The sequence below is a fragment of the Algoriphagus sp. genome, assembly GCF_030694375.1.
Lineage (GTDB): Bacteria > Bacteroidota > Bacteroidia > Cytophagales > Cyclobacteriaceae > Algoriphagus.
The window spans coordinates 297,966-323,792 of the sequence record NZ_JAUXYL010000040.1; the positions used below are offsets into that span (position 1 = coordinate 297,966).

Here is a 25,827-nt window from a genome sequence, read left to right on the forward strand (position 1 = left end):
AGATCCTAAGAAACCCATCTGTGGACATCCGTGCTATCTGTGAGCACTTTAGAATTCAGATTGAATTATCTTTGGCAAATTCGATGGCTTAGCATGATCTTCCTTCAAAAAATAGCGCTCCCAACTGGAAATCCCCGGCAATTCCCCTTCAGCATTCCCGCTTTTAAGGGTTTGGAAACCATGGATTTCAAAAGTCCGATTACGGTTTTTGTTGGGGAAAATGGTTCGGGAAAATCCACTTTACTCAAGGCTTTGGCCATGAAAATCAACCTTCCTGCGATCGGAAGCACAGATTTGGAGCAGGATGATACCTTAACTGGATTTAGGGATTTCAGTGAAGGTATCATTACCAGGTGGGAGCGGACCAAAACGTATCGGGGATTCTTTTTCCGTGCGGAGGATTACTTCGGCTTTGTGAAAAGGCTCCGATCCATCGATCAGGAACTGAAAGGGGACATTGTAGACTTTGAAAAAAATCTCAGCGGCTACGGTCTCAAAGTGGCTGTTGGTGCAATTCAGGGGCAAAAGGAAGCACTGCAACGTAAATACGGGGATTTGACTCAGGTATCACATGGAGAAGGTTTTATCAAAGTTCTCCAAAGTCGCATCCAACCGGAAGGTATTTACCTGATTGACGAACCTGAAGCCGCGCTTTCTCCGCAGCGTCAGTTGGCTCTTTTTTCCATGATTAAAAATCTGGCTGTAAATGAAAACTGTCAGTTTATCATAGCAACGCATTCTCCCATACTGATGAGTCTGCCGGAAGCTCAAATCATGCAGTTTGATGATACAGTACATGAAGTAAAAGTGGAAGAAACGGAGCACTTCACAATCATGAAAAATTTCCTCAACAATCCAGGAGCGTTTCTTCGATACCTCTAGCCTACAAGCAGATTTTTACCTACAATTGGCTCGACCAAAGCTCCATTTACAGCATCAGGATTAGCTTTTAACCAATCGAGTGGTTCTAAAAGCAATTCATCGGATAAGTCAAAGGTCCCAAAATGCATCGGGATGAAGTGCTTTCCACCCATCTCCTGAAAAACCTTGGCTGCATCCATCGGACTGATGTGGGCCGGATGCATAAACCACTCTGGCTTATAGGCCCCAACTCCCATCAGGGCATAGTCAGGGGAACCCATTGTTTCTGAGATCAATTTAAAATGAGGTCCATAACCAGAATCACTCATAAAGTAGATGGTACGCTCCCCGCTCTCGATATAGTAACCTCCCCATAGTCGCTGATTGGTATCCAACAAACCTCTTCGTGACCAGTGCCTCGTTGGAAGGAAGGTAATTCTAAGGGACTCTTTTATGTCATAGGTTTGAAACCAGCCTGCTTCCTGAATCTTATTTTTGGGCATCCAAGATTGTATTAAGGATCTCATATTCATTCCGGTCAGGATTTGAGCCTGCGGCAAAAGTTTTCCCAGTAATTTCAGCGTTGCTTCATCACAATGATCCCGATGGTCATGTGAAAGTAAAATATAATTCACATCGCGAAGTTGATCTGGATCGATAGGGAGGGCTGAATTACGCTTCAGCACCCAGTTGTCCAGCCATACCGGATCTGTAAGAATGGTTACTCCTCCGATGTAAATAAGATAGCTCGCATGACCAAGCCAAATCAATTCATCTCGCCCATTGGGATGAAATGTTCCGATGTGATTTACCTCAAGCCGTCTTTTATCGGTTTTTTTAGCTTCTTCCTGAGGATTCTTATCCAATTTCCACTTGAGGACAGCAGCCAAACTTGCCTCAAAGGGATGATATAAATTTTGGAAAGTTCCATCGCTGAGTCGGGGAGTGCCTTTCCAGCCATCGGGAGCTTTATCGTAAGGCAGCTTGGGATTCGAAGTGTGGGTCAAGGTAGGAGGTCCGTTTAAATCCAAGTTGGACAGAATAATTCCCGCAGGAATCACGGCAGCCAAACTGGTAAGAAAAGTTCTTCGTTTCATTGCAACTGATTTCAAAATACGAACTCCATAGAAAGCTAAAAAGTTGCTTTGGTACAGATCAAGCCTAAAATCAAAAGCCGATCATGAAATAATTCCGACCGGCTTTTGGATGAAGCTGATTGTTATCTTCAAGTCAATAGACCCGCTTTCTTAACAATAAGCTTCTTTAACGATAAAATTACTAATGAAACGCTTGAATTCAGGAATCTTCGGTCATCGGTCATCGGTCTTACGTCCCGTTGATCAAATTAATAAGGCTGATTGGCATCATTACGGAGGATCACAAATTACAAATTCCCTCTTAATTCCTGTTCCCGCTCAATCGCTTCAAAAAGCGCTTTGAAGTTGCCTTTACCAAAAGATTTAGCGCCCTTTCTTTGGATGATTTCAAAGAATAAGGTTGGACGATCCTGAACTGGCTTAGTGAAAATCTGGAGCAAATAACCTTCATCATCGCGGTCAACCAAGATGTTGAGATCCTTGAGTGGTTGGAGGTCTTCATCGATTTTTCCCACCCGATCCAAAAGATCATCATAGTAGGAGGAAGGGACTTCAAGAAATTCTACACCCCTGCGTCTTAACTCGCTTACTGTATGACAGATATCATCTGTAGCGATGGCCATGTGCTGAACGCCCGGTCCACCGTAGAATTCCAGGTATTCTTCAATTTGGGATTTCTTTTTGCCCGCCGCAGGTTCGTTGATCGGGAATTTGATGTAGCCATTTCCATTGGAAACCACCTTGGACATTAGGGCAGAATATTCTGTAGAAATATCCTTGTCATCAAAAGTTAACAGGAGTTTGAAGCCCATGACGTTCTCATAGAATTCCACCCAGCGATTCATTTGTCCAAGTTCCACATTTCCCACACAGTGGTCGATGTATTTCAGACCGATTCCTGTGGGTTGATAGGTGCTTTTTCTGGGACGATAGCCTGGAAGAAAGACGCCCGTGTAATTTTTCCGTTCGACAAACGTATGAATGGTTTCACCATAAGAAAAAATTGAAGCCACTTTTACCTCTCCAAACTGATCTTTGATCACTTCAGGAGCTGAAGCAGATTCTGCACCTCTGGAAGTGGTTTCCAACCACGACTTCTCTGCATCGTCTACCCATAGTGCGAGAACTTTCACTCCATCACCATGTCGCTGGATATGCTGGGCAATGGGGTGATTTGGGCCAAGTGGCGAGGTTAGGACAAGTCTGATTTTATCCTGCTTTAAAACGTAGGATGCTCTGTCGCGAACACCTGTCTCCGGACCTGCATAGGCAATCAATTCAAATCCAAAAGCATATTGATAGAAAAGCGCGCTTTGCTTGGCATTACCAACATAAAGCTCTACGTAGTCGGTACCGTTGAGGGGAAGAAAGTCTTGGTTCATGCGTGGGTTAAATTTGGGTTGTGAATTCTTATTCAAAGGTAGAAACAAAGCCAAATAATATTTGGTTTGGCGTGAATCTTTTTTCGAATAATCGCTGACAGATGCCACGGATAAAGGGATGCTACATTTTTAGCTAAAGATCTGTGCTGATCTGAGAAATCTGTGAGCATTAAATTAACTTATATGACTTTGTTTCTCACAGATGCCACGGATAGTCACAGATAAAAGGTTGCTTCATTTTTAGCAAAAGATCTGTGCTGATCTGAGAAATCTGTGAGCATTAAATTAACTTTTGCGACTTTCTTTCTTATAGATACCATGGATAGTCACAGATAAAAGGTTGCTTCATTTTTAGCAAAAGATCTGTGCTGATCTGAGAAATCTGTGAGCCAAGCCCTCACTCCTGCGGATTCTGATTTCTCCACAGGGTGATCCAAGCCATGATCAAAAAGGTCAATGCCCAGGTCCCCAAAACCGTATCCATCGCCAACCAAAGCAGAAAAAAGTAATAAGGTATGGCCAAAACGAAACCGATCAGGAATTTCCAGGTAGCGCTGAACACCTCGTCTTCCACGCTTTTTCTTTTCCATAACCAAAGCCAAAAGAGCGGCAGATTAAAAATCTTCATCAGCTTATTATTCAAACTCCCAACAGTTGGGATAGGATTCAGGACTTTTCCTGTCTCCAAAAAGGTATGAACCTCAACTTTGGAGGTTAGATCCACCTCATTTTCTATTAAGCGTTGAAGTGTATGGGCATAGTTTTCATCCGGAATATCTACAATCAAAGACTTCAAGGCGTTTTCCACACTTTTAGTCAGTTTTCCTGAATGAGAGGAAGGCATATCTACCGGTATGGTTTTTCCGAAAGTGATTCTGACTGTACTTCCAGATCGCATGTGTGCGCTAAACTGTAATCCTACAGGCAATATCACAGGTTCAAGTTCAGGGTATTTTTCCTTCAGACCAAAAGCCATTCGGGTAAATCCTTTGCTCAATGGTCTCAGATTTCTTACCAGACTGTGACTTCCTTCTGCAAAGACCACGACTGTTCCATTTTTGCGCAGCACCTCAAAAGTCTGATCAAAAGTCTGGTGATTGTGCTGAATTGTTGAAAATCCATCCCGTACCCTGTACACAGGAAGCATCCGGATGAAATGCAGCAGTTTGGATACTATTGGATTGGTGAATACAGCAGCTCGGGTCAGAAACCAGGGATTGAGCCGGGTGTGAGTGGCTAGGAGCAAAGGGTCAATCAATGCATTTTGATGATTAGCTACCAAGATAACAGGACGATTTTTGGGGAGATTTTCTTTGCCCTCAACGATAATTTTATTGAAATATCCATGAAGGGATACTTTTACCAATAATCTTAAAATCGCATTAATCAGATCTTTCATTCGCGTAATTTCCAAAGGCTGGCGATAGTCATGCCAGATATGAGATGCCAGATGCCCCACAGGGCAGTGATGATTGCCATGCCTCCCAGGCCCTCAAAGTAAGTAAAAATCAATACCAGCCCCAATCCGGAATTTTGAATTCCTGTCTCAATTGTCAGCGTTTTAATATCTGCAATGGGTAGGCCACCGAGCTTTCCTGTCAGAAAACCAGCGCTTAAGGCAATGAAATTATGAGCGAGTACCCAAACGAAAATCATTCCGATATACTGGATGAAAATGTTAAAATTTCCGGCGAATGCCAGACCCACAAAAGCTGCAAAAATCAAAATACTCAGCGGCTTGAGGATTTTGGCGGCTTTGTCGGCGAATTTGGGGAATCTCTTATGAGTGAAAATTCCCAAAATGAGCGGCAGGCCCAGAATAATACCGACAGTAAAAAAGACATCAGAAATATTCAAACTTATCTCCCGAAGCAGGAGGGAAGTGGGCTCGTAAAATCCCGCCCAAAGCGCAAAGTTCAATGGGGTACTGAAAATGGATAAAATGGAAGAAAAGCCGGTCAGACTTACCGAAAGTGCGGTATTGCCTTTTGCGAGGCTGGTCAAAAAATTAGACACATTTCCCCCGGGGCATGCCGCGACCAAAAACATTCCCAAAGCCACACTTGGGGGTGGCTTGATTATGGAAATCAGAACCCAGGTCAAAAACGGTAAAAGTAAAAACTGGGAAAAAATCCCCATAAAAAACCCTTTGGGATTTTTCAGGAGGTATCTGAAATCCTCCCATCTCAGGTCCAAGGCTACGCCGTACATGATCAAGGCTAGCGCAAGATTGAGCAAGAGCAAATCGCCCTGTGAGAAGTTTAGGCGAATGGAATCAAGCGGGTTGGTGGAGCTCATTACCCGAAAATCACGGGAATAGTTGATAATTCAAAATTTTAAAAATCAAGAGAAGCTTTAAATAGTGCTTAAAACAAATTTATTGAATAGCCCATGAACGGATATCAGAGCTATTCAATCCTTGTTTGAGTAAGTGAAGCCTTAGAACTCCCACCGCGTAAAGACCCCGAAATTATCTTTTGTAATCCGATTTGGACCATATTGATCCCAATTGGCTCCGAGGCCAAATCCCAGTGGCCCCTTTTTTACTCCTGCTCTTAGGTAAAGAAAACTCCGATTGTGACTATTCTCTGCCAAACTTTGATTGTAGACAAACTGCACGCGGCTATACCAAGACCAAGTCTCGTTGATTGGTGGCTTGTATTCATATAGACCGAAAAGTTTTAAATCCTGTGCTTCATTGATCAAATAGTTGAGTACTGTGATGGCCAGAATTTTCCGATTGGCAAAGCTATGCTCCATCCCAACTAATGGGCTAAAACCAACAACAGAATTCGCTTCACCACCGGCTGCTAAGGCAAAACCCTTCTTACCGATATTGTAGTTTATCTGAAACGGAATGACCACGGAGTTTCCCATTTTGTTGTTTTTGTCCCAATTTTCGGAGAAAACCGAAATAGCAAGCAGGTCAAACTTACTGGTAGGGGTAAACTTCTTTTTGACGATCAACTGAAAGTTGAGCTGCTCATGCCCGAAAAAAAGTTCCAGAGGTATTGGAGGAGACATGGGTGTAGTTTGTGCTTTTGCTGTTCCCAAAAACATCATTAAAAAAGGAATAAGAACAATTGAGGCGGATAAAACTTGGTTTTTTTGTAGAGCGATCATGATTTTAAACTTTTTCAAGTCCAAAATTAGACCCAGTAGATTTACTGATTCTTGCGCTACAGCAATACCTTGAAGTGTTTTAGCTCAAAGTTCGGCTTTGATTCTGCTGAGCGTGTAGGAAGTAATGCCGAGGTATGAGGCCACAAGTCTGCTTGGAATTCGGTTCAGGATTCCGGGCTGATGGGTGAGTAGCCATTTTAGTCTTTCCAGGGCTGATTTTTCCTGAAAATCATAAATCCGCTTTTGTGAGGTGATGTAAGCTTGCTCCAGCATGTTTCTGTAGACCAAATTGACTGCGGGGACTGTCTCAACAAGGTTAAAAAAGTCAACTTTGGAGATTTTCATCACTTCGGATTTTTCGACAGCCTGAATGTTTTCGATGGCGGGCTTACTTTCAATTAGGCTAGTTAGACTCGTCCCAAATTTGTTTTCAAACGCAAAATAACGGGTAAATTCCTGGCCTTCGGGTCCTAAATGGTACATCCGCAATAATCCACTAAGCACAAAGAGGTTAAAGGTGCACACTTCTCCTTCCCTTAGGAGTAATTCGTTTCGCTTGACTTTTTTTAAAACAAAGAAATCCTTAAACTCCGAAAATTCCTCGGGTGACAGGTGAGTTTTAGATTGAAAATAGCTCAAAAGCTGCTCGTGGGGAGTCATTTCAATTTTTTGGGTTTATTCAACAGCTGAAGTTAAATCCTGTAAATGGGATTGCAACTAGGAGTAGTCATTTGCTATCTAATCTTCTTAAATTTCAGCAAGACTTAACACCATGCTAGCCAATCTCCAGGTAATTCCACGGCTTCCAGCCATCAATTTAGAAGAAACTCAATCTTACTTTGAAAATGCTTTGGGTTTTACCCTTATCAGTCGCTATCCTGAATATTTGATTATGAAAAGCGGAAGTACGGAACTTCATTTTTTTGAATTTAAAGAGTTGGATCCGCTCAACAATTATTCGATGATTTACATTCGTGTGGCTGAGGGGATCGAACAGCTATACCAAGATTTAGAAAGATCAGGAGCGATGATGCATCCCAACGGAAAATTGGAGGTGAAACTCTGGGGTGTTAAAGAATTTGCAATTTTAGATCCCAATCATACCTTACTGACTTTTGGTCAATTGATTTAAAGAATAAAAAACTTCACCAAACCTGTATCATAAGTTCCAATCAATACGTAAGACAAGAAATACATATGAAAAAGGCTCCACTCTTACTTCTGTTTTTCTTGATCATCCTAGCTTCTTGTTCTGAAGATCCACAACCCCTGCAGGCCTGCAATACCGATAATGTCTTAGTGGATTTGCCTTGGTTAGCTGAATTAGTTACGGAGCTAAACAAGTCCGATTTTGGTAGAAAATATTCTTACATATCAACAGGGATTTATATGGGACAAACTATTTTTTCACTTCAAAATTGCTGTCCTTTTTGCAATAGTGTCACTCCCATCTTTGATTGCTCCGGAAATAATCTTGGTTTCCTAGGTTCTCAAGGAATTGAAAGTGATGAAATTACCAATTGGAAAGTGATCTGGAAATCAACCGAAAGTACTTGTTTTCCTAAAGACTAAATTTTGATTCAAAAAAAGAAACATGAGTTTAGTTTCTGGTTACCTTCCCGATACCATTGATTTCTTCCTTGATCACGTTGGGATTGCCGGTATAGCTGACCGCGCCAATTCCATCCACAATCAGTGAGAGGTCACCTTCACAATGAACTGCCACTCGGCCGATTCCGGAGGTTTTGAGGTTCATGGTCTGGGCAATCAAATCTGATGCGTCCACATTGCCCATCCCGTCATTGGTTAGATTTATCTCATCTGCTTTGCCTGTTAGGTTGATGTTTCCCAACATGGCAAAATCAGCATCAATTTTTCTGGCAATCAGCTCAAGTTTAAGATTGCCCATGCCATCTCCTTTGATTTTAATATCATTTACAATAAATGGGGTCTCGGTTTTTATGTTGCCTACCCCTTCAAAAGCAAAATTCTCCAGATCGCCCAAGGTCAAATAGACATCGAGGGAGGAGTTTTTCTTGAAGAACTTCTCATTTACTTTTTCAAAGTCCAATTCCAACCAATCCCCATTTCGATTCACTTTTAATTTTTGCACCAGAGCTTCATCACCTTCAATCCTAAGTGCCGGTTTATCGCCTTGAGAAAGGTAAAGATTGAAGATGCCGCTAACCTTTAATTTGGATGCGCCCTCTATTTCCCGCTCATCACTGACATGATTTTCAGATTTGCTGTTGAAATTGCCTGTGCAGGATTGGAAGCTTACTGCCAATAGGAGTAGAAGAATTGATAAGTTGGTTTTCATAGCTTGTGGGATTGGATTATATAAAATAGTAACCGGGATTCTTTGATTCGAATTTAGCGATCTTCTGTGCAAAAGCCGAATACTTGATCTCAGTGATTTATTTCGAAAAAAACTGCCTGGAATGAGCAGTAAAAAATGTGGTTTGGATAAAAAAGAAAATTCCCGTTCAGATTAGATCCGAACGGGAATTTGATGATACAAAAAAACAGAATCGCTTAAGCGACCTTTACATTAATTGCATTCATTCCTTTTTTGCCTCGCTCTGTGTCAAAGGTAACTTTGTCGCCTTCGCGGATAGTGTCTATAAGACCACTTACGTGTACAAAAATTTCCTCTCCTGAGGCATTGTCAACGATGAAACCAAATCCCTTGGTTTCGTTGAAGAATTTTACTGTTCCGGTATTCATTTGGAAAATTTAATATGTTGATATGGCTACTTTGCCGATTCAAAACTAACTGGATTAAAAGTAAAAATTTGATTTTCAGTGATTTTTCTTTTAAAAAGTTAACAAAAAAGTTAAAAAAGTCTGTTTTTGGGCTCAATGGACTACAACCTCCCAATAAATCGCCTATAAAAAGACCCTGAAAAGGGATGAAGTTGTTCAATTCGGGTGTGAAAACCGATACTCACTTTCTCTAATTTCAGTTTTAGACTTAAAAAAAAGAATTGATTTCAATTTCGTAGCTGAAAGTATATTTCAATTCTTTCAGGGAATAGTGTTGGCTTTCATTGAGCATAAGGAAATCTCCCGGGATGTCATTTTTTGTTTTGCGTGATTATCCCTTCTGCATTCAAAGATTTAGCGGAAGAGTTTTTGTCTATACCCAATTCCTGAATCTAAGGATTGGTAAAAAATGACTTTAGTCATAAATGGCTTAAAATCGGTCAGATTCAAGGCTTTTACTTTCATTTTTGCGTTAGCTAAGTTGAGGAATGATGAATTTCTGATTTCCCTTTTAACTTCCTAACTCCACCAAATACTATGAGAACACTTGAAAATAAAGTCGCTATTATCACAGGAGCAGCATCAGGAATTGGCAAAGCAGCCGCTATCCTTTTTGCAAAAGAAGGTGCAAAAGTCGTCGTCTCCGACATTCAGGAAGAACTTGGAAAAGCCCTTGTTAGTGAAATTAAGGTAAGCGGAGGGGAAGCTGTTTTTTTTAAGGCAGACACCTCCATACCGGCTGAAAATGAAGCCCTGGTAAAAGCTGCAATTAAGCATTTTGGTAAATTGGATATTGCAGTGAATAATGCCGGAATCGGTGGTCCATTGGGAATGACTGCAGAATATCCCTTGGATGGATGGCAAAAAGTCATCGATATTAACCTTAGCGGGGTATTCTATGGGATGCATTTTCAAATTCCTGCACTGGAGAAAAACGGAGGAGGAGTGATCGTAAATATCGCCTCGATTCTGGGAATGGCAGGTACGCGTTTCTCTCCTGCTTATGTGGCTGCCAAGCATGGCGTGGTAGGTCTGACTAAGGCTACCGCACTTGAATATGCCCCAAAAAACATCCGGGTAAACTCGATTGGTCCCGGTTATATTTTGACCCCACTTTTGACCAATGCATTGGATGAGGCGACCCTGAAGCAGATTGAGATGCTGCATCCTATCGGACGCTTGGGTACTTCAGAAGAAGTTGCAGAACTGATTCTCTGGCTCGCATCTCCTAAATCTTCTTTTGTGACAGGTTCTTATTATCCGGTGGATGGAGGTTATTTAGCTCAGTAAAAATCCAAAAACATCTTTGGGGTTTCTAAAACCCCGAAGGTGTTCCTTTGATCAACACGGATTTTTCAGTTTTACATTTTTTAGATAGCTCATCCGACAGAAGTTCCGGCTTACCGAACTACCAAGCCGAGGCGATTCAAATCTTATGAAATTGGGAAGCCTGTTAAAATAGTATTTGGCAAGGGGCGCATTTGGAGATATTTTTAGCTTCATTTTCTGATCAAACACAAAAACCGCCCAACCGTGAAGCAAATCATTACCTGTTCCCTTCCAATTCTCATTTTTTTGACCATCCTGGGCTGTAATTCACCTAAATCAGGCATTTCAAATAAAGATGTCCGACACAGCCAAAAATTGATTGGGCTTGAATTCGAAAATGAAAGAATCGAAATGATGCATGATTATCTGGTAGAAAATAAAGCCGGATATGACAGCCTACGCAACTATTCGCTTACCTATGAGACTTTTCCGGCTATTCTTTTTGACCCACATCCTTTCGGTTATCAATTTCCTGAAAAACAAGCGAATCCAGAATTTCTAATTCCCGATGATGTCTGTGTGCCTGATGATCTTCAGGAAATAGCTTTTTTCACCATTCCTCAACTGGCATCGCTCATAAAGCACAAGAAAATCACTTCTGAAGCACTCACACAACTTTATATTGATCGAATCAAACGCTACGATGGACAGCTCCAAAGTGTGATCACACTGACAGAGGAATTAGCTATGAAGCAAGCAAGGCAGGCCGATCAGGAAATTGCCTCGGGTAATTACAAGGGGATTTTGCACGGGATTCCTTATGGAGTGAAGGACTTGATGGCGGTGGAAGGTTTCCCGACGACTTGGGGATCGAAGCCCTATCAGGATCAAATACTGGAAGGTACCGCTGCTGTGGTGAAAAAATTGGAAGATCAAGGCGCTGTTTTGATTGCAAAACTCGTTTCCGGCGCCCTCGCCAGAGGGGATGTTTGGTTTGGAGGAAAAACAAAAAACCCTTGGGACCTCAGCCAAGGTGCAAGTGGCTCTTCGGCAGGATCAGGTGCTGCGACTTCAGCGGGATTGGTGGCTTTTGCAATTGGTACTGAAACTTTAGGTTCAATAACTTCCCCAGCTTCCAGAACTGGGATCACCGGTTTGAGACCAACTTACGGCCGAATCAGCCGGCAGGGTGTGATGAGCCTTAGCTGGTCCATGGACAAAATTGGTCCGCTGTGTCGATCAGCGCAGGATTGTGAAATTGTATTTAGTGCGCTTTATGGAAAAGATCCCCAAGATCCAAGCACGAATGATGCTCCCTTCAATCAAGTCAAAAAAGCTCCTTCCGAATTGAAAGTTGCCTATCTTAAAAAAGATATTGAAGGCGATACCACAATTTCCAAAGCAAATATATTGGCGGCTTTGGAGGTCTTCAAATCCATGGGAGTGGAGCCAACAGCCATCGAATTGCCGACTAGCTTTCCCTATGATGGGTTCGATATTATTCTCAGGGCTGAGGCAGGAGCTTTCTTTGACGAACTGGTGCGATCCGGGGAAGTAGATCTGATGGTGGAGCAGGGACCTTCCTCCCGTGCCAATTCCCTCAGACAGTCTCGCTTTATTCCTGCTGTTGAATACCTGCAAGCCAATCGACACCGCAAGCAATTGATCGAAGAGATTCATGCGCTTTTCAAGGATTATGATGTAATCATCGCTCCGTCTAATAGGGGAAGACAATTACTGATCACCAACCTGACCGGTCATCCTGCCATCAGTGTCCCAAATGGGTTTGACAGCAAAGGTCGTCCTACCAGCTTTACTATGATCGGCAATCTCTATGATGAAGGAAGTATTCTAGCGCTGGCAAAAGCTTTCCAACTGGCTACAGACTTTGATGAGAAGCATCCTCCGTTGTTTGTGAAATGATTCAGGGATTAGTTGAACTCTTGTGGACAGCCCTATCGCTATGACAAGTAATCCTCAGAGTGTGGTGATCAACGAATCGAGTCATAATTCCTGACTGTGGTTCAAAAATAGATTTTTCTTTGTCCATCTTACTGATAAACAAGTCTGTGCATTTAGTAACAAATTTACCTGCTTTTTTACTTTCTTTTGCTCAACCAAAAAATCGGGATTCCGAAAAGAAGGGCAAGTACTCCGAGAATGAGAGCATCTAATCCAGCACCTAAAAAAATCCAAGCTGAGAATCCTAATCCCAAGAAAGTATAGAGGATGGATCCGAAAGTCCACTTAAAGCCCAACTGACGCGTAAAGGAAAAATATCCGTAAGCCAGGACTGCTCCGAAATAAAAGGCCAATGAAGTAGTAGTCGTCAATAAAACCATGAACTCATAGAGCCCGCTAAAGCCTTTGCTTATATTAAAGAGCAATAGAATACTAATAAAAACACTGGAAACGATCACTCCGACACTCGGTGCACCGGTTGGGTTTTTGTAAGCCAAAGCCTTTGGTAGCAATCCATCTTTGGCCATGGAGTAGGGGATCTGACCTTGAAGTAATATCCATCCATTCAATGCACCAAAACTGGCTAAGCAAGCACCTGCAGCTACAAAGTATCCGGTATTTATCCCAAAAATCAGATTTGCTGCATCACTGAAGGGGGCCTGACTTTGGGCGACTTCAGTAGGTGACAGTACCCCAAAAAGTGAAAAAGAACTGAACAGGTAAAGAAAGATCACCAAGCTCACTCCAATTTTGGTACCCTTTGAGATGGTCTTTTCCGGATCCTTGATATTTCCCGCCGGAATAGTCGCTGCCTCTATTCCCATGAAAGCATAGAAACAAAGTACCGAAGAGCTGGTGATAGCCTGAAAGGATGATTCTTCAGAAGTGTTGAATGGAATAAAATTATCCAAGTCGATAAAAAATAAGCCACCAAAAGCAACCAAAAGGATGGGCAAAATTTTTAAAGCCGTTGTTACTACCTGAAGATTTCCAGAAGATCGGATGGAAAGGCTGTTGAGAATAGACAGTCCCCAAATCGCTGAAAGAGCTACGGTGACCGAAAACCAACTTGACTGGCTGACTTCCGGAAAGAAAACTCCAAAATAGCCTGAAAAAGTCAAGGCAATCGCAGCATTGGTGCTCCATATTGAAAGCCAAAATCCCCAAGCCACAATGAACCCCGCAAGCTCTCCAAAAGCAGCTTTGGTATAGGCGTAGGAGCCACCTGTTTCGGGAATTACTTTACTTAAAGCACTCATAAGATGTGCTAAAACCCAAGCGCCAATGGCAGCAATCACCCATCCCAAAAGGCTAATTCCTCCAAATTTTGCCAGTGTTGACGGAAGTGTGAAAATTCCCGAGCCTATCATTCCGCCGGCTACAAGGGATATTACCGTGATCAAACCCAGGCTTCGTGTATTTTGTAGGCTATTCAAAAGAAGGATTTGATTGAAAAGAGTAATTTAGCTGAACCTCAAGATATAAAGATATTTGAAATCAAGCATGATTCCGCCGACACACCGAAGTGTGCTTATAAGTCACCTGGCAGGCAGGCCTTTGAAAAAAAAATATAACCAATGACACCATTCTCCATCAATCCGGATATTACTCTTGCCGAAACACTTCCAGCTTCCTTTTATCGCTCTCAGGAAGTTTTTGACTTGCTGATCGAAAAAGTCTTCGCCCAAACCTGGCAATTTGCAGGAGATACCACCAAAGTTGCACTGTCTCAACAGATTCATCCTTTTAGTTTTCTTGAATTTGGACTGGAAGAACCCATGCTCCTGACAAATTCAGATGGGCAGCTTTCCTGCCTATCCAACGTATGCACCCACCGTGGAAATATCCTATGTCACTCACTCGGAAAGTCACGTCAGATTACCTGCGCCTATCATGGCAGAAGATTCAATCTGCAGGGAGAATTCCAGCACATGCCTCAATTTAAGGAAGCTTTGAATTTCCCCAGAAAAGCCGATGACCTCACCTGCTTCCCATTGCTTCAGTGGGGACCTTGGCTATTTACTGCTTTGACTGAGCATATGGATTTTCAGGCTATACTGGATGCGATGAACCGCAAAGTGGGCTTTTTGCCTTTGCATGACTTCAAAGAAGACAAAAGCCGTAACAAAGACTATCTCGTCAATACACATTGGGCCTTGTATTGTGACAATTACCTGGAGGGATTTCATATTCCATTTGTTCATGACAGTCTGAATGCCGTGCTGGATTATTCCCAATACGAAACGGTACTCTATCCAAATGCCAATTTGCAAATTGGACATTCTTCAGGAGGGGAACATATTTTTGATTTCCCTGCTGATCATGAAGACTACGGCAAGCAAATCAGCGCTTATTATTTTTGGATTTTCCCCAACATGATGTTTAATTTTTATCCCTGGGGTTGTTCGATCAACATTGTCAAACCCATCGCACTCAACCGAACGAAAGTCAGCTTTATCACCTATGTCTATGATGAAAGTAAACTGGATACCGGAGCAGGTGCAGCCTTGGACAAGGTCGAGCGGGAGGATGAGTTTGTAGTAGAGGGAGTGTTCAAAGGGATGAATTCAAGGGTATACCAGACAGGTCGATTTTCTCCCCAAATGGAAAAAGGAGTGCATCATTTTCATAGCTTGCTGGCCCAATACATCAACTAATCATTCCATGAATCTAACGCATCGAGTTAAAGCTTTTCAAGAACTTACAGTAAACGAGCTTTACGAACTGTTAAAGCTTAGGTCTGAGGTATTTGTGGTGGAGCAGAATTGTGTGTTTCAGGACATGGACGATAAGGATCAGAAATGTCACCATGTGATGCTCTATTTAGATGGAACTCTAGTAGGGTATAGTAGGCTAGTTCCTGCCGGTGTTTCCTACAAGGAAATGGCGATAGGTAGAGTGATTACCGCGGCTTCTGTCAGAGGAAAGGGATTGGGAAAAGTGCTGATGGAATTATCTATTGAGCATTGCCGTCAGCTATATGGTCCCGGAGCCATCCGTCTCGGTGCGCAAACCTACGCGCTAGGTTTTTATTCTTCCTTGGGTTTCGTGGCAGAAGGTGAAATCTATGATGAAGACGGAATTGAACACATCGAGATGGTGAGGAGAAATTAGTGATACGAGTTTTACCACAATGGAACCAAAAGATTTTTTCACCACGGAGTTTTTTTTTAGCCACTAAGGGCACTAAGGAGCACAAAGGTTTTTTCACATAATTTTTTTTTTCACAGAGCGCACTGAGAAAAGTAGATTGGGGATTTGGGCTGGAATTGAACTTCATAGATTATCGGCTTGGGATGCTTTTTTCAAGGTCACGGAGGCGTTCGCTTCGCTCTTTGATGGGGGATATTTTACAACATAGAAACATAGGGTCACATAGTTTCCTTTTCTTAACGGTTTTATGCTACGATTTCTATGTGGCTATGTGGTTTTCAAAAAAGGGATTTCTGAGTTTTTTTAGCCACTAAGGGCACGAAGGAGCGCAAAGGATTTTTACCACGAACCTGTCTACCCAGTCAGGTTTTCGCAGAAAAGGACGCTGATTTTCACAGAATATTTCCCACAGAACTGACTTCCGTCAGGCAAGTTGATCACAGAAAAATTCACGGATGGATACATATTCCTAATGCCAATCTCAATTTTCTCCCGCCCTCTGTGGTTAATTTTTTTAGCAGTCTGAAGATTCCACTGTTACTTCAACCTGCTCAACACGAAATCCCTTCCATTTTCATAAAATAATCGGTCAGCAATCCGATCAATAGGCCAGTTCTGTGGAAGAAATAAGCCATTTGCTATGATGGCTTTTTCGAATTCCTTTACAAACTTTTTCTTCAGGAAATCGATCTCTCGGCAACTCGTACACCAGTCAATGGCCTCGATCAAACCGTCAAAATCAGATCCAATACACAGGATTTTGCACAGCATCTTCTCAACACCTGCTACTCCGTCAAAGTCCTTTCCCAATTTCACACAATGCAGGATTTGATTGAGGAAATGGTGGAACTGATGCGGAGCGATATCCGTGGAATTTCCGGTAATTAAATCAGTCAATTCTTCCGCATCGGCACATTGGTAAAGGAGCTTTCCTTTGGCAGCATTGAACAAGCCCAAGGCTTTGTTTTCATCGTTGGACAGGAAATCTGTATCCGTCAGGATTTTTTTTGTACCCAGTCCCCTGAGGGTGATTGATCCCACATTATCTGAAAAGGAGTCCTGATTTAATCTCCAGGCCTTGGTGTAACCCAAAACCCGCTCATCCAATGAGATCCCCAAAAGTCCATCGGAATCATAGATCGCTTTGATGTCTTCGTCAAACAAGTTGATTGTGGTAGCATTGAATCCCGGGGAGGGAAAATTGTTGAATTTGTATTTTGCAGGTTTCCCCACTTTCACCCGGTAGCAATCTCCCTCTTTTCGGGAAGAGTAGATGTAATCGCTGAGGTTTTCCGATTCGGATTGAAACCTGATCCCACAAATTCCTGAGTGGGAGGATACAAGCGGACTTTTGATTCCAAGGCTTTTACGGTGCTCGTAAAGCTGAAATCTGGCATGTGGGCTCATGTGCTTGATGTCTGTGCAGATTTCCTCCTGCTCCAGCAGCGCAACCAACTTTTTCCCGAAATCTGTCAGTCCGCTATGAATTGGCCTCAGATCCTTTTCATCAAAATTGCTCACGCGCATGCCATCCATGGCGTAGGCCTGATTGCAAAATGCCCCATTCATTCGATCGATGTGGGTTAGGTTGGCCATCAGTACTTTGATGTTTCTATTTTGGAGTTTTTTGAGGTTTTTGCGGATATCTTCCAAAATCACTGTACCATTTTTCTCTCCCAGATTGCTACGCAAAGAATGGACTCCTTCAATCGAACAGACAACATGAAGGGTATTTGCTGCAGCCTCATTCCATTGGTTTTTGGCTTGGAGAAAAACAACTTTTCGTCCCGGCTGAAAGGGATCATTCTCAGGCAAGAGATCCAAGTCATTTTCCACAATGGAAAAGGCGTTTTTCTCTTTGAGCAGCTCTTGGTAGCGTTCATGGCTCAACACCTCCCCAAATCGTGTGTGTTGGAATTTTTCCAGAAGTTTCATAAAAGCCTTTTTGCTGCTGAGCGCTTTGACCAAGTCAATGTCCGGAGCAAAAAGCGGCATCACCACCACCTTGTAGCCGGATTCGATCAGCATATCCGGGGAGGATTGGGAACCAAACATTTTGTCAAGTGTCCCCAAAGCAAAAAGCTCCAGCAGTTTAGACAACCCGTCTTTCAGGTCATTCTTGGTGATGGCTTTCCAGGGGCTGGTAGAGTTTCCTTTTTTGGAAAACTGATTTTTCAAAGTCAGGTGCAGATGAGAATCAAAGAAGTGGCTCATGGTAAAATGATTTAGGTAAAAAGGGTAGCGTAGATCGTTGGAATGGAAGTTTTTAGAGTTCTCTTTTTGCGGATTGCGTTCGTTCCAAGCTTGTGGACCCGGGCAGTGTCCGCCAGAGCGGATCGTATTTTCCTTTGGAAAAAGTTTTTGACTCGATGCATGGACTGCAAATAAAAATGTGCAACAAAAGAATCTAATGCGCTAAAAATCAACGCATACGAATTTAGGGATTTTTTTGAAATCGGAAATCTTCGGCTTGATTCTTTTGAGCCGCAAATAAAAAACAAGTCTCCTTAAACTCTTGTGGTAAAATTTTTAACTCATTTACCAACCTAAGCTAAAACCATCAAGAGCACCATCTTTTGAGGAGTAGGGGGCTATCCCGCTTATAAACCTCGCCTAAAATTAAAAAAGGACGGGAATGACAGATTCAATGTCTCGAAATCAGCTGATGTCCATGAATTTTAATTTTTCTATAAATGCCACCAGTTGGGCAGAATTTTTCAATTCCAGTTTCTGCATGATATTTCGGCGATGGGTGTTTATCGTCAGTTCACTTAAAAATAGTTTCTTCGCAATTTCTGCTGAGGTCAATCCTTCCGACACCATGTTGGCAATCTGTTTTTCACGCTTACTGAGAATTTTGACCAGTGACTGAGGATTTGATTGTCTTGTCGGCGCGAGAATCGATGGAGGAAAAGTGGGAATATTTTGCATTGCCTTGTTCAAGGCCTCCAAAAGCGTCTTTTTGCCGATTGTTTTCTGCAAAAAACCGATCGCTCCTTCCCGTTTACAATTTTCTATCACATCTGGATTTGATTCCATAGTCAATAAAATTACTTTACTCGAAGGGCTGATTTTTTGGAGCAATTGGAGCGATTCAATGCCATTGGCGTCAGGAAGAAAATAATCCAACAGAATCAATTCTGGCTGTAATTTCTCTGCGATCCGTATCCCTTCATTTAAGGTTTGTGCATGGATCAATTCCCTGATGAAGGTCTCATTTCCCAGTAATGAATGTATTCCCTGGGCAAACAGCAGATGGTCGTCGATGTGTAAAACTTTGATTTCGATAAAGTTAAGCATGCAATGGGATTAAAATCGTAAGCGTGGTTCCTGTTGGGTTTGATTCCAATTCGAGGGAACCTTTAAGATACCTGATCCGCTCCTGAATATTTTTTAAACCAATACCGGAGTGTGGGGAAGTGGTGTCCATTCCTCTGCCGTTATCTTCTGCAATTAGCTCAATTTTTCCTTCTTGCTCCACAATACTCAACAAAGCTTCCTGGGCCTGAGCATGTTTGACGATATTTTGCAGTAATTCATTGCATATCCGATATAAGATCAACTGCCTCGATTTGGTGATGGGAGAGCTCACTTGGTAGTAAAAGTTGATTTCAATGGGGTATTTCTGGCTTAGAAGCTCAATTTGAAGTTTCAGGACATTTTCCAACCCGTTTTCTTCAAGGTAATGTGGGGTAAGGTTGTGGCTAAGTGATCGGGCTTCCTGAATACTTTGTTCGATCATCTGTTTCAGTTCGGATATCGGTTCTGATGGGTAACTATCCGATAGCATTTCTGTTTTAATGAATAGACTTGCCAGCATTCCCCCGATGCTGTCATGAAGGTCTCTTCCCAGACGTTGTCTTTCATCTTCCTGAACCTGGATAAGCTGCTCAGCTACCTTTTTTTCCTTTTCCAGAATTTCAATGACAAGTCCCTCTTTTTCTTTTTTAAACAAGGATGCCCGCTTCGCAAATGCTGCCGTGATCATTCCTGTTTCTCCCATCAGTCCAAAAGCACTTCCAAAATCCAGCAAATAGTGAGGAATCCCCAATGGTATTAATTTTTGATTTAGCTGGAGCACGATCCCAAACAGGGCCAGGAATGCAATTCCAATCAGGTAATATCCTGCAAGAGGGACTTTTGCCCGCCATTGGATAAATGAATAAACCAAAACCAGGATGCTGGTGATCAGGGATACGATCAGGGTAGTTTGCAGGAAAATAATCTTGAAGGGGATGGATTCCAATATGCCCCAGGGAAGCAGAATAGACAGCAGCAAAATCAATTGAAAAATAATAATCCCCCAGATCCATTTGGCGGTTGATTTTCCGGAGTAAGTGGGTGGAAAGAATTTCACCACCAAAAGAAGAATCAGCACATTGGTTAGGAGATTGAAAAATGGCCGGGCAATGCCTACCCAATCCATTTGATAGGGCCAAATAAACTGAAATGTCAATCCCCAATGGGTAGAAAGCCATAAGGAAATGGACAGCACATAAGCGGCGTAGATGGCTCCACTCCAAGCTTTTAATTCAATCGCAAAGAATACAGCGAAAATAAAAATGATGCTCATCCAGCCAAGGATCCATCCCATGACCATGGTGTCATTGGACTTGCGCTGATAGAATGTCTGGAAGTCAAGCACCTCAGGTTCTATATGGAAAGTTTCGCCGACTTTGTCCAGGAGGAGAAGATATCGCAAGCTGCCGGCAGGAGGGACCACCACGGGAATCACCAGATCCCGATCCAAAAAGGGCCGCTGTCCAAAAGGGAAATTATCCCCCAACTCCATGGAAGCAGTGAAAGCTTCGTTTTCAAAAACACTGATCCTGTTGATGTGGGGATTGTTTGGAACGAAAAGAAATTGACGCGTCGAATCGGAAGGGTTAGTAAAAGTCATCCCAAGCCACCATTGATTGCGGGTAATTCCAGGATTGAATTGGTTTTTATCTTGAATGACTGTATCCGAAATCGCCCATGCCTCCTGAGGCGTATAATTTTCATCCGGGAAGATGCTGAAAAGGGGACTGGGGTCAGCTTTTTGCCCGCATGAAATCAGCCAAAGGCAACTTAAAATCAATAATGAAGACCTGTGCAAGTTCAATAAAGCATCTCGCAAAGTTGGGTTTACCCAACATGTGATTGAAATTCCCAAGAAAGCAAATGTTAATCAAATAGGGTGATAATGCAACTAAGATAAAGATTGCTTGGATTTTAAAAAGAGTGCATCTCAAAAAAATACCAATTTCTAGGTATTGGAAGAGGGGAGGATAAATTCAAGTTTTGTGGGGTGGTTTTTTTATGGAGCAAATCCAATACTAAACCCAAATTATACATCATGCCATAATTAGATATATGAACTTGAATAGAAAATGCACCCAGTTATTTTTTCTACTTTTTCTGATCATCATTATTCCAGGCTGTGACCTGCTGGAAACCCTCAAAAAAAATGAGGAAATATCCTATCTCATCTCCAGTTTTGAGTCTTTGAGTAATCCTGAGGTAACTGGCTCGCTCACAGACGACGGCAAACAGCTCAACAACCTCAGGGTGACCAGGTTCAATGCAAGCGAATCACAGATTACTTTCACCTTAGCTAGCTCTACACTGGTCCCCCTCACTTTTTCCCTACCAGCCAAAAATGGCACCTATGGCATAAAAAAGGACATCTCCTACAATGAGGATGGGATCGCAGTTTACGCGGATGGAACATCTTTTTATGTAAAATCGGGTTCAGGCACAGTAAGTAGCCATTCCGCGACTATTTTGGACCTGACACGGGGCAAAATCACCTTTAAATTAAAAGGCGAAGGAATGATTGGCGGTGATGATCCCCGGTCCATTGATCGTCCCATAAGTTTTGATGTGACCGTAAGCTTCGATAACAGGAATGATCTCGTGGCCACTACTCCGACCAATCCCGGGGGCAGTACAGGCGGTTCGACAGGTGGATCAGGAACTTCCTCCTGCGTTAATTTTATCGATGCCAAAGACTTGGTAAGTTACTGGCCTCAAATCAAATCGGGGAATGCCACCGGAACGGGCAAACGTGCAGCCGGAAATACCATATTCGCAGATTACAAATCCACAGATGTCGCCTTGGTACTGGACGGCACCGCAGCAGGTACGCGCTATGTGGTTCAAATCATGTTTACCCCATCCAATTTGGTGGCCAACAAAACTCTGGAGTTTAGAAATGCCGGTACGGGCACCGGACTTACAAATACCGGTGCGGTAGGGCGTCTTATAGCGTTTAACGGAACCGTAAATGACGATTGGCGAACTAACAGGGATTTTGGCAAAAACAAGTCCATGGGAACACTCAAGATCCTTACCGTGACTCCTCAAATAACCGGAGAATACAGCTTTCAAGCATCAGGTGATGGATATCCCAGCCTCAACAAGCAATTTGTAAACGTCAGCGGAACTTTCTGTATTAATCCTTGATGGCGGGGAAATGGGTTGGACGATTTCTATCTGATGATAAGTTTCCTTCATCAATAGGAATACGGTCTAAGTCCATTTTTTAACAAATCATCTGACTGTAATTCCCCTCCATCAATAGGAACGTGGCTTTAGCCCGTTCCTCATGGAATCTATCAATTTAACAGAGCTCAATCCCTTGATGGGGCAACTCAACCGCTATCCTCCAGTCACCCCAACCGCGCAAATCGGATCATTGGTCATAATGGCCAAAGAAGTGACCAAATACAAAACTATGCCATCCGAATCACTGAAATACTCCGCTTGCATCACCCCAAAATAATCCCGGATTTCTCCCAGTTTTTGCCCTTTCCCCACCTTGTCTTCCAGCGCTACCGCAGGATACCAGCAGCCATCAAGTGTTGCCGTAGTAACCAACATCTTCTCCAAAAAAGCTACCTCATGCCGAACCACAGTACCGGGAAGCACGGCAAAGGATCGGAGCACATTGATCACCGCTGTTTTGTATTGTGCTACTTCAACGTGGTTCCAGCGTCCACATTGACCCAACTCGGCCAAAAAACCCGGAGTTCCAACCTTAGCCGCAGCACCGATGGAGCCATTGTCGGAGACCGAACCCACCACATAGGGGAATCCGAGCAGGGCAGAAGCTTGCCTTGATTGCTCCGCCACTTCCGATCCGCCCAATTCGGAATAAATCACGAAAGGAACCAAGCCCTCATGGATATCACCTCCATGCAAATCCAGAAAGAAATCAGCCGCTTGCTGAAACTGATGGACCTGATACGCGATTCGCTCGCTTACGGAACCCAGCGCTTTGCCCGGAAAAACCCGATTGAGATTCTTTCCATCATAGGGTCCATAGTATTGCATTCGGGCCAAAAATGCGGCAGGATTTACCGGGTGGATAATCAGGATCGTCCCCGAAACTTCCGACGGATCCAATTCATTGGCAAGTTGGATCGCCGTCTCAATGCAGGGATATTCTCCACCATGAACTCCGGCGGTCAAGAGAATTGACTTACCGGGATTTGCACCATGGATAAAAGTAAAGGGCATTTCCACGGGAGTTCCGGACACCCGAATATAGCCTCTGGATTTGGAGTTTGGACTGGTCTCGTCCGGGAGATAGGATTGAATTAAATCGATCATGCTGTTGCTTATTCTTAGGATCGGAAAGTACAAAAGAAATCGGTCTTAACATGAGACGGATGTTCAGCAAAATTCACCTTGGAAAATGACCCTTGACAGCGGATGATGATGCGTCACTTCCAAAGTATATTTTTAATTTTTGGGCAAGATTGCGAAGAATAATAAATTATTTGATTATCCGCAATCCTGCCAGTAAGTTAGATTAGGCTATATAAAGTTGCGGCTAATCGTCCACAGACAACGGTCGACAGTCCACAGCACGTTCAAATGAACTTAAAACAACATTTAATAGGGTTACTGGTAAGAAAGCGGATATATATAATAAATTATTTTCAATCCTCAACTTTTGTACAACTAATTCCATCAAACCATGCCTGATTCGCCAGACCCGATAGAAAAGCGTCTTCAACTCAAGATGGCCGAACGCCTGAAACTGGATCACTTGCCTCGCTGGGTGCATGGGATTGGTCTGGGCGGTACGGCACTGGTTTTTCTGCTGTCTCTTCTGGTATTTGCTCTATTCAGGGAGGTGCCCGTATGGGCCGATTGGGTGCCGGCGGATGAATTTCTCCATCCCGAGTATGCGGAGCGCATGTATCCCGACAGCGTCTTTCGCACCCGGATGAATACCTGGTCCAACCTGGTTTATGTCTGTTTTGGTTTTTATGCCATTGCCTTGGCCATCTACGATTGGAAGCGAAAGCTGCCCCTAACGCGGTGACACCTCACTTTCGCTCCTGTGCAAACCTTTCTTTTTGGACTGTCAGGGATTTATTTGGGATTGGGAAGCGGCTTTTTTCATGCTTCCCTGACCCGATATGGACAGCAGTGCGACGTAGGGGCGATGTATGCCACGCTGATATGCCTGGTTGCCCTCGCCCTTGGGAGTTGGCTGCCGCGAATTCGTGTACCCAAAACCCATCAAATTCTTCCTTCCTGGCCTGTGTTGGCGCTTTTGGTGATTTTTGGTTCCCTGTATTTTACCTATTACAAGTGGGACTATTCCTTTGGCAAGATCTCGGGCTATCTCAGCGGGGTGCTGATTCTCTTTGCGGGAGTCAGTGCGATCACTCCGGGCAAATACCTGCAAATTCGCTGGTTTGTGGGAGGAGTGGTGGCGATCGTGCTGGGTTCCCGAATCCGGGATCTGGACATCGCCGGTGAGTTTTCCGGGCCGGATTCCCTGCTACAGGGTCATGCGGTCTGGCACCTGATTACCTGTTTGATGTATGTGTGCTTGTTTTTATACTTTCGGTCGGAGGAGCGGGAATGAGAGATTGACCTTCGGGTTTGTCGGAGTTTTAATAATTGATTCCTGTTTTTACTAATTCACAGTGGTTTTTTCAAATTCAGTAAAAACAATTCATCCATGATATCAGCAGATTGAAATCCATTTTTAGTCATCTGAACCTGCTTTTTTATGGCTTTAAAAACACAGCCTTGCCACGCTAGTTAATTGGTTATTAATCCTTTAACCAAAATGATCAAATCAATGAAGAATTCAATTAATCAACTTATCAGAGGAGGACTGATGTTAGTCCTAGTAGCATTCATGGCCTCCTGCTCGGAGATAGAAGAGCAAACAGCCCCTATGGCAAGCAGTACCCTTAAGAGTATTCCCGAAGTCCTTAAATCATTGGAAACAGGTGATGAAGGACAAAATACCAATGCCCGAAAAAGTGCAGGCAACACCTATGCTACCTTCAATGCAGCTTTGGGAAAGTCAGGATTAGCTTCTGTGTTTGCAAAAAATGAATTGACTGTTTTTGCTCCAACTGATGCCGCCTTCGCCGAGCTTAATCTCAATCCTGGTAATATCGGTTCGGTAGAAGGACTGACTGATATTCTTCTTTATCATGTGGTAGCTGGTTCTGTCTTTGCAGCGGATTTAACAGAATGTTTTGTGCCTACAGTAAATGGAGCTGCTGTAGAAATCACGCTAATGGGTGGTCCTAAAGTCAATGACGCCAATATTATTTTGGTTGATAAGCAAGCGCGAAATGGTGTGATTCATGGAATCGACAAGGTCTTGTTTCCACCAACTAAGAACATTATGGAATTGGTCAACACCACTCCGGGTTTTAGCATTTTGAAATTTGCGCTTGAGGCAACCGGCTTGGACGCAACAGTTGCTACGACTAATAATCTTACCGTTTTTGCTCCGACAGATGTTGCTTTTGGGGAATTGGTGGTCGAGTTGGGTTTTGCTGATTTGGATGCCTTGGTAGCCGCAGTTGGTTTGGATGGATTGGAGAGTGTCTTGAAATACCATGTTTTTGCAGGTGGCCGCGTGTATTCTTCTGACTTGACCAATACAGACATTACCATGTTCTCGGGTGAGGATGTCACTGTAGATGTATCAGGTCCTAAATTAATCGACGTGAGAGGCAGAGAGTCTATGATCATCGCTACGGATATTCAAGCTACCAATGGTGTGGTGCATGTAATCGATACAGTGATTTTGAATTTCTAATCCTTTGTGATTAAAATGAGTTTCAAAGCTCTTCCTGTACCGGGAGAGCTTTTTTTTTGCTTTAAGAAGAATTGGGAGGTTGTAGGGCAGACATTGAAGAGGGATTAGGTCCTGATTATAAAGAATTTAGAAATCAATTTAGGTA

At 43.0% G+C, this 25,827-nt stretch carries 23 protein-coding genes; 10 read left to right on the plus strand and 13 right to left on the minus strand.

All coding sequences use genetic code 11. From position 1 onward, the window contains the following. Nucleotides 1–93: 93 nt before the first annotated feature. Complete coding sequence (locus tag Q8M62_RS15735) at nt 94–882, plus strand: AAA family ATPase (protein ID WP_304900064.1); 789 nt, start codon at nt 94–96, stop codon at nt 880–882. Here the strand turns inward: Q8M62_RS15735 and Q8M62_RS15740 are convergent. The 6 genes from Q8M62_RS15740 to Q8M62_RS15765 all read right to left on the minus strand — a co-directional run bounded on the left by Q8M62_RS15740 (nt 879) and on the right by Q8M62_RS15765 (nt 7,123). Then, the gene (locus Q8M62_RS15740; protein WP_304900063.1) at nt 879–1,958 is read right to left on the minus strand and encodes an MBL fold metallo-hydrolase; all 1,080 of its coding nucleotides are present in this window, start codon (nt 1,956–1,958) and stop codon (nt 879–881) included. The two genes, Q8M62_RS15735 and Q8M62_RS15740, sit on opposite strands and share 4 nt — an antisense overlap. 287 nt (nt 1,959–2,245) lie before the next feature. Continuing rightward, nucleotides 2,246–3,340 (minus strand): 4-hydroxyphenylpyruvate dioxygenase, encoded by a 1,095-nt coding sequence (gene hppD, locus Q8M62_RS15745; RefSeq protein ID WP_304900062.1) that lies wholly within the window; start codon nt 3,338–3,340, stop codon nt 2,246–2,248. 397 nt (nt 3,341–3,737) lie between these two features. After that, on the minus strand, nt 3,738–4,739 hold the full coding sequence (locus tag Q8M62_RS15750) for a 1-acyl-sn-glycerol-3-phosphate acyltransferase (RefSeq protein ID WP_305668195.1): 1,002 nt from the start codon (nt 4,737–4,739) through the stop codon (nt 3,738–3,740). Further along, complete coding sequence (locus tag Q8M62_RS15755) at nt 4,736–5,638, minus strand: bile acid:sodium symporter family protein (protein ID WP_305352568.1); 903 nt, start codon at nt 5,636–5,638, stop codon at nt 4,736–4,738. Before Q8M62_RS15755 ends, Q8M62_RS15750 begins: the two co-directional genes overlap by 4 nt. Nucleotides 5,639–5,779: 141 nt before the next feature. Continuing rightward, nucleotides 5,780–6,463 (minus strand): hypothetical protein, encoded by a 684-nt coding sequence (locus Q8M62_RS15760; protein WP_305668196.1) that lies wholly within the window; start codon nt 6,461–6,463, stop codon nt 5,780–5,782. 84 nt (nt 6,464–6,547) lie between these two features. After that, nucleotides 6,548–7,123, minus strand: coding sequence for a Crp/Fnr family transcriptional regulator (locus tag Q8M62_RS15765; RefSeq protein ID WP_305668197.1), 576 nt, complete (start codon nt 7,121–7,123; stop codon nt 6,548–6,550). Between the two features lie 112 nt (nt 7,124–7,235). Between Q8M62_RS15765 and Q8M62_RS15770 the strand changes: the two genes are divergently transcribed. Beyond that, nucleotides 7,236–7,595: a VOC family protein gene (locus Q8M62_RS15770; protein WP_305668198.1), complete on the plus strand. Its 360-nt coding sequence runs from the start codon at nt 7,236–7,238 to the stop codon at nt 7,593–7,595. A 468-nt stretch (nt 7,596–8,063) separates the two neighbouring features. Here Q8M62_RS15770 and Q8M62_RS15775 read toward each other — a convergent pair whose 3' ends face one another. Continuing rightward, nucleotides 8,064–8,783, minus strand: a complete 720-nt coding sequence (locus Q8M62_RS15775; protein ID WP_305668199.1) for a head GIN domain-containing protein — start codon at nt 8,781–8,783, stop codon at nt 8,064–8,066. 215 nt (nt 8,784–8,998) lie between these two features. After that, entirely contained in the window at nt 8,999–9,190 is a 192-nt protein-coding gene (locus tag Q8M62_RS15780) for a cold-shock protein (RefSeq protein WP_092733904.1), read from the minus strand. A gap of 576 nt (nt 9,191–9,766) precedes the next feature. Here Q8M62_RS15780 and Q8M62_RS15785 point away from each other — a divergent pair. Both Q8M62_RS15785 and Q8M62_RS15790 read left to right on the plus strand, forming a co-directional pair. Then, nucleotides 9,767–10,519 (plus strand): SDR family NAD(P)-dependent oxidoreductase, encoded by a 753-nt coding sequence (locus tag Q8M62_RS15785; RefSeq protein WP_305668200.1) that lies wholly within the window; start codon nt 9,767–9,769, stop codon nt 10,517–10,519. 243 nt (nt 10,520–10,762) lie between these two features. Next, complete coding sequence (locus Q8M62_RS15790; protein ID WP_305668201.1) at nt 10,763–12,421, plus strand: amidase; 1,659 nt, start codon at nt 10,763–10,765, stop codon at nt 12,419–12,421. A gap of 176 nt (nt 12,422–12,597) precedes the next feature. Here Q8M62_RS15790 and Q8M62_RS15795 read toward each other — a convergent pair whose 3' ends face one another. After that, nucleotides 12,598–13,896: an APC family permease gene (locus tag Q8M62_RS15795; RefSeq protein WP_305668202.1), complete on the minus strand. Its 1,299-nt coding sequence runs from the start codon at nt 13,894–13,896 to the stop codon at nt 12,598–12,600. Nucleotides 13,897–14,037: 141 nt separating this feature from the next. Between Q8M62_RS15795 and Q8M62_RS15800 the strand changes: the two genes are divergently transcribed. Further along, complete coding sequence (locus Q8M62_RS15800; protein ID WP_305668203.1) at nt 14,038–15,117, plus strand: SRPBCC family protein; 1,080 nt, start codon at nt 14,038–14,040, stop codon at nt 15,115–15,117. 7 nt (nt 15,118–15,124) lie between these two features. Next, the gene (locus tag Q8M62_RS15805; protein ID WP_305668204.1) at nt 15,125–15,574 is read left to right on the plus strand and encodes a GNAT family N-acetyltransferase; all 450 of its coding nucleotides are present in this window, start codon (nt 15,125–15,127) and stop codon (nt 15,572–15,574) included. 576 nt (nt 15,575–16,150) lie between these two features. Here the strand turns inward: Q8M62_RS15805 and Q8M62_RS15810 are convergent. The 3 genes from Q8M62_RS15810 to Q8M62_RS15820 form a co-directional block, all read right to left on the minus strand. Beyond that, complete coding sequence (locus Q8M62_RS15810) at nt 16,151–17,827, minus strand: membrane dipeptidase (protein WP_305668205.1); 1,677 nt, start codon at nt 17,825–17,827, stop codon at nt 16,151–16,153. Between the two features lie 444 nt (nt 17,828–18,271). Further along, nucleotides 18,272–18,913 carry a response regulator transcription factor gene (locus Q8M62_RS15815; RefSeq protein ID WP_305352775.1) on the minus strand — a complete coding sequence of 214 codons (642 nt, stop codon included), beginning with the start codon at nt 18,911–18,913 and terminating at the stop codon, nt 18,272–18,274. Beyond that, nucleotides 18,906–20,732 (minus strand): 7TM diverse intracellular signaling domain-containing protein, encoded by a 1,827-nt coding sequence (locus tag Q8M62_RS15820; protein ID WP_305668206.1) that lies wholly within the window; start codon nt 20,730–20,732, stop codon nt 18,906–18,908. Before Q8M62_RS15820 ends, Q8M62_RS15815 begins: the two co-directional genes overlap by 8 nt. Nucleotides 20,733–20,968: 236 nt before the next feature. Here Q8M62_RS15820 and Q8M62_RS15825 point away from each other — a divergent pair, with 236 nt between their 5' ends. Then, entirely contained in the window at nt 20,969–22,060 is a 1,092-nt protein-coding gene (locus Q8M62_RS15825) for a hypothetical protein (RefSeq protein ID WP_305668207.1), read from the plus strand. A 195-nt stretch (nt 22,061–22,255) separates the two neighbouring features. Here Q8M62_RS15825 and Q8M62_RS15830 read toward each other — a convergent pair whose 3' ends face one another. Further along, nucleotides 22,256–23,209 carry a succinylglutamate desuccinylase/aspartoacylase family protein gene (locus Q8M62_RS15830; protein WP_305668208.1) on the minus strand — a complete coding sequence of 318 codons (954 nt, stop codon included), beginning with the start codon at nt 23,207–23,209 and terminating at the stop codon, nt 22,256–22,258. A 370-nt stretch (nt 23,210–23,579) separates the two neighbouring features. Here Q8M62_RS15830 and Q8M62_RS15835 point away from each other — a divergent pair, with 370 nt between their 5' ends. From Q8M62_RS15835 to Q8M62_RS15845, 3 genes are all read left to right on the plus strand, one after another. Further along, the gene (locus Q8M62_RS15835) at nt 23,580–23,930 is read left to right on the plus strand and encodes a hypothetical protein (protein WP_305668209.1); all 351 of its coding nucleotides are present in this window, start codon (nt 23,580–23,582) and stop codon (nt 23,928–23,930) included. Between the two features lie 18 nt (nt 23,931–23,948). Continuing rightward, nucleotides 23,949–24,482 carry a hypothetical protein gene (locus Q8M62_RS15840; RefSeq protein WP_305668210.1) on the plus strand — a complete coding sequence of 178 codons (534 nt, stop codon included), beginning with the start codon at nt 23,949–23,951 and terminating at the stop codon, nt 24,480–24,482. Between the two features lie 219 nt (nt 24,483–24,701). Then, nucleotides 24,702–25,682, plus strand: a complete 981-nt coding sequence (locus Q8M62_RS15845; protein WP_305668211.1) for a fasciclin domain-containing protein — start codon at nt 24,702–24,704, stop codon at nt 25,680–25,682. Nucleotides 25,683–25,827 lie beyond the last annotated feature (145 nt).

Excerpts from the sequence above, each read along its gene's own strand:
- Q8M62_RS15770 (WP_305668198.1), top strand. The coding sequence starts at position 7,236 with ATGCTAGCCAATCTCCAGGTAATTCCACGGCTTCCAGCCATCAATTTA.
- Q8M62_RS15825 (WP_305668207.1), top strand. The coding sequence starts at position 20,969 with ATGAACTTGAATAGAAAATGCACCCAGTTATTTTTTCTACTTTTTCTG.
- Q8M62_RS15760 (WP_305668196.1), bottom strand. The coding sequence starts at position 6,463 with ATGATCGCTCTACAAAAAAACCAAGTTTTATCCGCCTCAATTGTTCTT.
- Q8M62_RS15780 (WP_092733904.1), bottom strand. The coding sequence starts at position 9,190 with ATGAATACCGGAACAGTAAAATTCTTCAACGAAACCAAGGGATTTGGT.
- Q8M62_RS15755 (WP_305352568.1), bottom strand. The coding sequence starts at position 5,638 with ATGAGCTCCACCAACCCGCTTGATTCCATTCGCCTAAACTTCTCACAG.
- Q8M62_RS15750 (WP_305668195.1), bottom strand. The coding sequence starts at position 4,739 with ATGAAAGATCTGATTAATGCGATTTTAAGATTATTGGTAAAAGTATCC.
- Q8M62_RS15740 (WP_304900063.1), bottom strand. The coding sequence starts at position 1,958 with ATGAAACGAAGAACTTTTCTTACCAGTTTGGCTGCCGTGATTCCTGCG.
- Q8M62_RS15815 (WP_305352775.1), bottom strand. The coding sequence starts at position 18,913 with ATGCTTAACTTTATCGAAATCAAAGTTTTACACATCGACGACCATCTG.
- Q8M62_RS15785 (WP_305668200.1), top strand. The coding sequence starts at position 9,767 with ATGAGAACACTTGAAAATAAAGTCGCTATTATCACAGGAGCAGCATCA.
- Q8M62_RS15805 (WP_305668204.1), top strand. The coding sequence starts at position 15,125 with ATGAATCTAACGCATCGAGTTAAAGCTTTTCAAGAACTTACAGTAAAC.
- Q8M62_RS15800 (WP_305668203.1), top strand. The coding sequence starts at position 14,038 with ATGACACCATTCTCCATCAATCCGGATATTACTCTTGCCGAAACACTT.
- Q8M62_RS15810 (WP_305668205.1), bottom strand. The coding sequence starts at position 17,827 with ATGAGCCACTTCTTTGATTCTCATCTGCACCTGACTTTGAAAAATCAG.
- Q8M62_RS15765 (WP_305668197.1), bottom strand. The coding sequence starts at position 7,123 with ATGACTCCCCACGAGCAGCTTTTGAGCTATTTTCAATCTAAAACTCAC.
- Q8M62_RS15835 (WP_305668209.1), top strand. The coding sequence starts at position 23,580 with ATGCCTGATTCGCCAGACCCGATAGAAAAGCGTCTTCAACTCAAGATG.
- Q8M62_RS15845 (WP_305668211.1), top strand. The coding sequence starts at position 24,702 with ATGAAGAATTCAATTAATCAACTTATCAGAGGAGGACTGATGTTAGTC.
- hppD (WP_304900062.1), bottom strand. The coding sequence starts at position 3,340 with ATGAACCAAGACTTTCTTCCCCTCAACGGTACCGACTACGTAGAGCTT.
- Q8M62_RS15830 (WP_305668208.1), bottom strand. The coding sequence starts at position 23,209 with ATGATCGATTTAATTCAATCCTATCTCCCGGACGAGACCAGTCCAAAC.
- Q8M62_RS15735 (WP_304900064.1), top strand. The coding sequence starts at position 94 with ATGATCTTCCTTCAAAAAATAGCGCTCCCAACTGGAAATCCCCGGCAA.
- Q8M62_RS15775 (WP_305668199.1), bottom strand. The coding sequence starts at position 8,783 with ATGAAAACCAACTTATCAATTCTTCTACTCCTATTGGCAGTAAGCTTC.